The 5109-nt window shown below is 71.0% G+C and carries 5 protein-coding genes; 4 read left to right on the forward strand and 1 reads right to left on the reverse strand.

Going from position 1 to position 5109, the window contains the following annotated elements; all coding sequences use genetic code 11:
• A partial coding sequence (infB, locus tag ACK5IN_RS04720; RefSeq protein ID WP_416895057.1) for a translation initiation factor IF-2 occupies positions 1–2238 on the forward strand: 2238 nt, incomplete at its 5' end.
• 57 nt (positions 2239–2295) lie between these two features.
• The gene (gene rbfA, locus ACK5IN_RS04725) at positions 2296–2730 is read left to right on the forward strand and encodes a 30S ribosome-binding factor RbfA (RefSeq protein WP_416895058.1); all 435 of its coding nucleotides are present in this window, start codon (positions 2296–2298) and stop codon (positions 2728–2730) included.
• A 125-nt stretch (positions 2731–2855) separates the two neighbouring features.
• Here the strand turns inward: rbfA and ACK5IN_RS04730 are convergent, their stop codons facing one another.
• On the reverse strand, positions 2856–3722 hold the full coding sequence (locus ACK5IN_RS04730) for an A/G-specific adenine glycosylase (RefSeq protein WP_416895059.1): 867 nt from the start codon (positions 3720–3722) through the stop codon (positions 2856–2858).
• 23 nt (positions 3723–3745) lie between these two features.
• Here ACK5IN_RS04730 and ACK5IN_RS04735 point away from each other — a divergent pair, with 23 nt between their 5' ends.
• Positions 3746–4429: a uridine kinase gene (locus ACK5IN_RS04735; RefSeq protein ID WP_416895060.1), complete on the forward strand. Its 684-nt coding sequence runs from the start codon at positions 3746–3748 to the stop codon at positions 4427–4429.
• Positions 4429–5109 (forward strand): tRNA pseudouridine(55) synthase TruB (gene truB, locus ACK5IN_RS04740; protein WP_416895061.1); only part of this gene is annotated, 681 nt, incomplete at its 3' end. The genes ACK5IN_RS04735 and truB, both read left to right, overlap by 1 nt.

Here is a 5109-nt window from a genome sequence, read left to right on the forward strand (position 1 = left end):
AACAACCCCTTCGCCTCGCAGCAGGGGATGGGGCAGCGCCCCAACCCCGGCAACATCCCGCGGCCGCAGGCGCCGCGACCCGGATCGCCGCGTCCCGGAGCACCGCGCCCGGGTGGCGCCGGTCGTCCCGGCGGCGGGGGCCGTTCCGGTGCCCCCTTCCAGCAGCGGCCGGGTGGTCCCGGTCGCCCCGGCGGCGGCGGTGCCGGCGGCGGTGGGTTCGCCGGTCGTCCCGGCGGCGGCTTCGCCGGTCGTCCCGGCGGCGGTGGTCGCGGTCGTGGCCCCGGCGGTGGCACCGCGGGTGCCTTCGGCAAGGGCGGCGGCAAGTCCAAGCAGCGCAAGTCGCGCAGGGCGAAGCGGCAGGAGTTCGAAATGCGGTCGGCGCCGGTCGTCGGCGGCGTCAACGTCCAGAAGGGCAACGGCGAGATCATCCGGTTGCGCCGCGGCGCCTCCATCGCCGACTTCGCGGACAAGCTCGAAGCGCTCAACGGCTACACGGTGCAGCCGGGCACGCTCGTGACGATCCTGTTCAACCTGGGTGAGATGGCGACGGCGACCGAGTCGCTCGACGAGGCCACCTTCGAGGTGCTCGGCGCCGAGCTGGGCTACAAGGTCCAGATGGTCTCGCCCGAGGACGAGGACAAGGAACTGCTCGAAGGCTTCGGTCTCGACCTCGAGAAGGAGCTGGAGGAGGAGGACGAAGCAGCCCTCGAGATCCGTCCGCCGGTGGTCACCGTCATGGGCCACGTCGACCACGGAAAGACGCGCCTGCTCGACGCGATCCGCCAGACCAATGTGATCGAGGGCGAGGCCGGTGGCATCACCCAGCACATCGGTGCCTACCAGGTGTGGACCGAGCACGACGGTATCGAGCGCGCGCTCACCTTCATCGACACCCCGGGCCACGAGGCGTTCACCGCCATGCGTGCGCGCGGTGCACAGGTGACCGATATCGCGATCCTCGTGGTCGCCGCCGACGACGGCATCATGCCGCAGACGGTGGAGGCGCTGAACCACGCGCAGGCGGCCGGCGTGCCGATCGTGGTCGCCGTCAACAAGGTCGACAAGCCGGAGGCGAACCCCGCGAAGGTGCGCCAGCAGCTGACCGAGTACGGACTGGTGGCCGAGGAATATGGCGGCGACGTGCTGTTCGTGGACGTCTCGGCACGCCAGGGCACCGGCATCCAGGATCTTCTGGACGCCGTCCTGCTGACCGCCGACGCCGGTCTGGACCTCACGGCCAACCCGAACAAGGCGGCGCGTGGTGTCGCGATCGAGGCGAAGCTCGACAAGGGCCGCGGCTCGGTGGCCACAGTCCTCATCCAGTCCGGCACACTGCGTGTCGGCGACGCGATCGTCGCGGGCACGGCGTTCGGCCGCGTCCGCGCGATGGTCGACGAGAACGGCGACGCGGTCGAAGAGGCACGCCCCTCGCGTCCGGTGCAGGTGCAGGGCTTGAACTCGGTGCCGCGCGCCGGCGACACCTTCATCGTCACCGACGAGGACCGCACGGCCCGCCAGATCGCGGAGAAGCGCGAGGCGGCGGAACGCAATGCGGCTCTGGCCAAGGCACGCAAGCGCATGTCGCTCGAGGACTTCACTCGTGCGCTGGACGAGGGCAAGGTCGAGTCGCTCAACCTCATCATTAAGGGCGATGTGTCGGGTGCCGTCGAGGCACTCGAAGAGTCGCTGATGAAGATCGAGGTCGACGAGTCGGTGCAGTTGCGCATCATCCACCGCGGTGTCGGCGCGATCACCGAGTCCGACGTGAACCTCGCCACGATCGACGACGCGATCGTGATCGGGTTCAATGTGCGCCCCGACGCCAAGGCCCGCGAGCGCGCCGCCCGCGAGGGGGTCGACATCCGCTTCTACTCCGTCATCTACTCCGCCCTGGAGGATGTCGAGCAGTCTCTCACGGGCATGCTCAAGCCGGAGTACGAAGAGGTGCAGTCGGGTGTCGCCGAGATCCGCGAGGTGTTCCGCTCCTCGAAGTTCGGCAACATTGCCGGTGTCATCGTGCGCTCGGGAACGATCACGCGCAATGCGAAGGCTCGAGTCATCCGCGACGGCGTGGTCATCGCCGACGGCCTGGCGATCGAGTCGCTGCGCCGGTTCAAGGACGACGTCACCGAGGTTCGCACGGACTTCGAGGCCGGTATCGGGCTGGGCAAGTACAACGATATCCAGGTGGGCGACGAGATCGAGACCACCGAGATGGTGGAGAAGCCGCGCGGCTGATCGACACGAGTGAGGGGCGCCCGCGGGCGCCCCTCACCGGTCAGAGGGGAGACAATCATGGCTTCAGAACGTCAGGCGAGGCTCGCCGATCGCATCAAGGTGCTGTTGGCAGAACGCCTCGAGAAGGGGCTGCGCGACCCGCGACTCGGGTTCGTGACGATTACCGACGTGCGCGTCAGCGGTGATCTGCAGCACGCATCCGTGTTCTACACGGTGCTCGGCGACGAGACCGAGCGCACCGACACCGCGGCGGCGCTCACGTCGGCGACCGGGATGCTGCGTTCGGAGGTCGGGCGGCAGCTCGGCGTGCGGCTCACCCCGACGCTCGAGTTCATCCCCGATGCGATCCCTGAGAATGCCGGCCACATCGAGGAGCTGCTGCGCGAGGCGCGCGAACGCGACCAAGCGGTCGCGGGGCTCGCCGCGTCGGCGCAGCCCGCCGGCGAGGCAGACCCGTATCTCAAGCCCCGAGAGCACGACGAGGCGCCGTAGCCGGCGCCCTTCTCGCCTTCGCGAAAACTCCTGATCCGGTACACGCAGGACGGTTCGGGCACCGATCGTCCTGCGTCGCCCAGAACAGGAGTTTTGGATGCTGCGGGTGCGGGGCCGCACGCAGGTCACGAGGGCAGTCGCAGCATCCCGTCGCAGGCCTCGGCCAGGCCGTCCGCGATGAGCGAGTCGATCGCCCTGTCGCGCTGACCGGCATCGGGCCAGTCGGCGAGCACCGCCTCGTGCGGCACGGCGTGCACCGCGGCATCTCGCAGCACCTTCAGCACTGCACCGCGCGCCTGCCGGTCGCTGCCCTCGTAGCGGGCCTGCCGGCGGCGCCGGTCGCCGGTGTCGGGGCGCCCGGCGGCGAGCCACGCGCAGCGGTCGCTCAGCGGGCACACCGCGCATCGGGGCGCGCGCGCCGTGCACACGACGGCGCCGAGCTCCATCGTCGCGGCGTTGACGACGGCCGCCTCGTCGTCGGCGGCGGGCAGGATCGCTGCCATCGCGGCCAGGTCGCGCGGCGCCGGGGGACCGGGTTGGGCCTGGCCGTCGAGGGCGCGGGCGAGCACTCGCCGTGTGTTGGTGTCGACCACCGGGTGCCGGTCGCCGTACGCGAAGACCGCGACGGCGCGGGCGGTGTAGTCGCCGATGCCCGGTAGCGCGAGCAGCGCATCGACGTCGCGCGGCACGATCCCGTCATGCCGGTCGCGGATCTCGGTCGCCGCGCGATGCAGCCACAGCGCCCGGCGGGGATAGCCCAGGTTGGCCCACTGGCGCACGGCCTCAGCGGGCGGCTCGGCGGCCAGCGCCGCCGGGGTGGGCCACCGCTCCAACCAGGCCTGAAGTTGCGGGATGACCCGGGTCACCGGCGTCTGCTGCAGCATGAACTCGCTCACCAGCACGCCCCACGCCCCGAATCCGGGGCGCCGCCACGGCAGATCACGAGCGTTGCGCTGGTACCACGCCATGAGCGGGCTGGCGAGTTCGGCCATGGCATAAACCCTAGGCTGGATGCATGCGCCTGCCGATCACGCCCGTCACCACGCTGCTGCGCCGGCTGCGAGACGACGCACGCCGCGGGCATGCCGGGCGACTGGTGCTCGCCGTCGACGGCGTCGACGGCGCGGGCAAGACGGTCTTCGCCGACGGGTGGGCCGATGTGTTCGCCGAGGACGGGATGGCCGTCTACCGCGCGAGCGTCGACGACTTCCACCGCCCGCGCACCGAACGCTATGCGCGGGGGTGCACCTCGCCCGAGGGGTTCTACCTCGACTCGTACGACGACGCCACCCTGCGTCGCGTGCTGCTCGACCCGTTCCGCGACGGCGCGCACACGGGGGGATCCACAGGCTTCCAGTTGGCCGCGTTCGACGTGCGACGTGACGTGCCCGTCACGACCCAGTGGGTGACGGGCCCGCGGGATGCGGTGCTGATCGTCGACGGCATCTTCCTGCATCGACCAGAGCTGCGCGCCGTCTGGGACTGGTCGGTGTGGCTCGAGGTGCCGTTCGAGAAGAGCTACGCACGCATGGCGCTGCGCGACGGCTGCGACCCCGACCCGGCGGCGTCGTCGAATCGTCGGCACTACGAGGGCCAGCGGCTGTATCTGCGTGAGGCGAACCCAGCCGCCGCGGCCTCGGCCGTCGTCGACAACAGCGACCTGCAGCATCCGACCCTGATGTCGGAGTCCGTGTGCTGATGGCCGCCGGCATCTTACTCGTCGACAAGCCCGACGGCGTCACCTCGCACGACGTCGTCGCGCGCACGCGTCGTGCCCTCAACACCCGCAAGGTCGGTCACGCAGGCACCCTCGACCCCATGGCCACCGGACTGCTCGTGCTCGGGGTCGATGCGGCCACGCGGCTGCTCACGTATCTGGTGGGGCTCGACAAGACGTACGAGGCGACGATCCGGCTGGGCGTGCGCACCGACAGCGACGACGCCGACGGAGAGATCGTGCAGACCACGGATGCCTCCGGCATCGCCGCCGCGCAGATCGCGGCCGGCGTGGCCGCACTCACCGGCCGCATCGCGCAGGTGCCCAGCACCGTCTCGGCGATCAAGGTCGGGGGGCGCCGGGCCTACGACCTCGCGAGGGCGGGGGAGCAGGTCGAGCTGACGGCGCGGGAGGTCACCGTGTCGCGCTTCGAGGTCATCGGCTCGGAGCGCTCGGGGTCGGCACTCGACCTGGAGGTCGTCGTCGACTGCTCGAGCGGAACCTACATCCGCGCGCTCGCGCGCGACCTGGGGGCGGGTCTGGGCGTGGGCGGACATCTCACGGCGCTGCGGCGCACGCACGGCGGGCCGTTCGACGGCTCCGCGGCGGGCGGCGTCGACGCCATCGACGCGACGGCGCTGCTGTTGCGCGCAGCCGTGGCG

It is taken from the genome of Microbacterium sp. (assembly GCF_047971895.1).
Classification (GTDB): Bacteria; Actinomycetota; Actinomycetes; order Actinomycetales; family Microbacteriaceae; genus Microbacterium.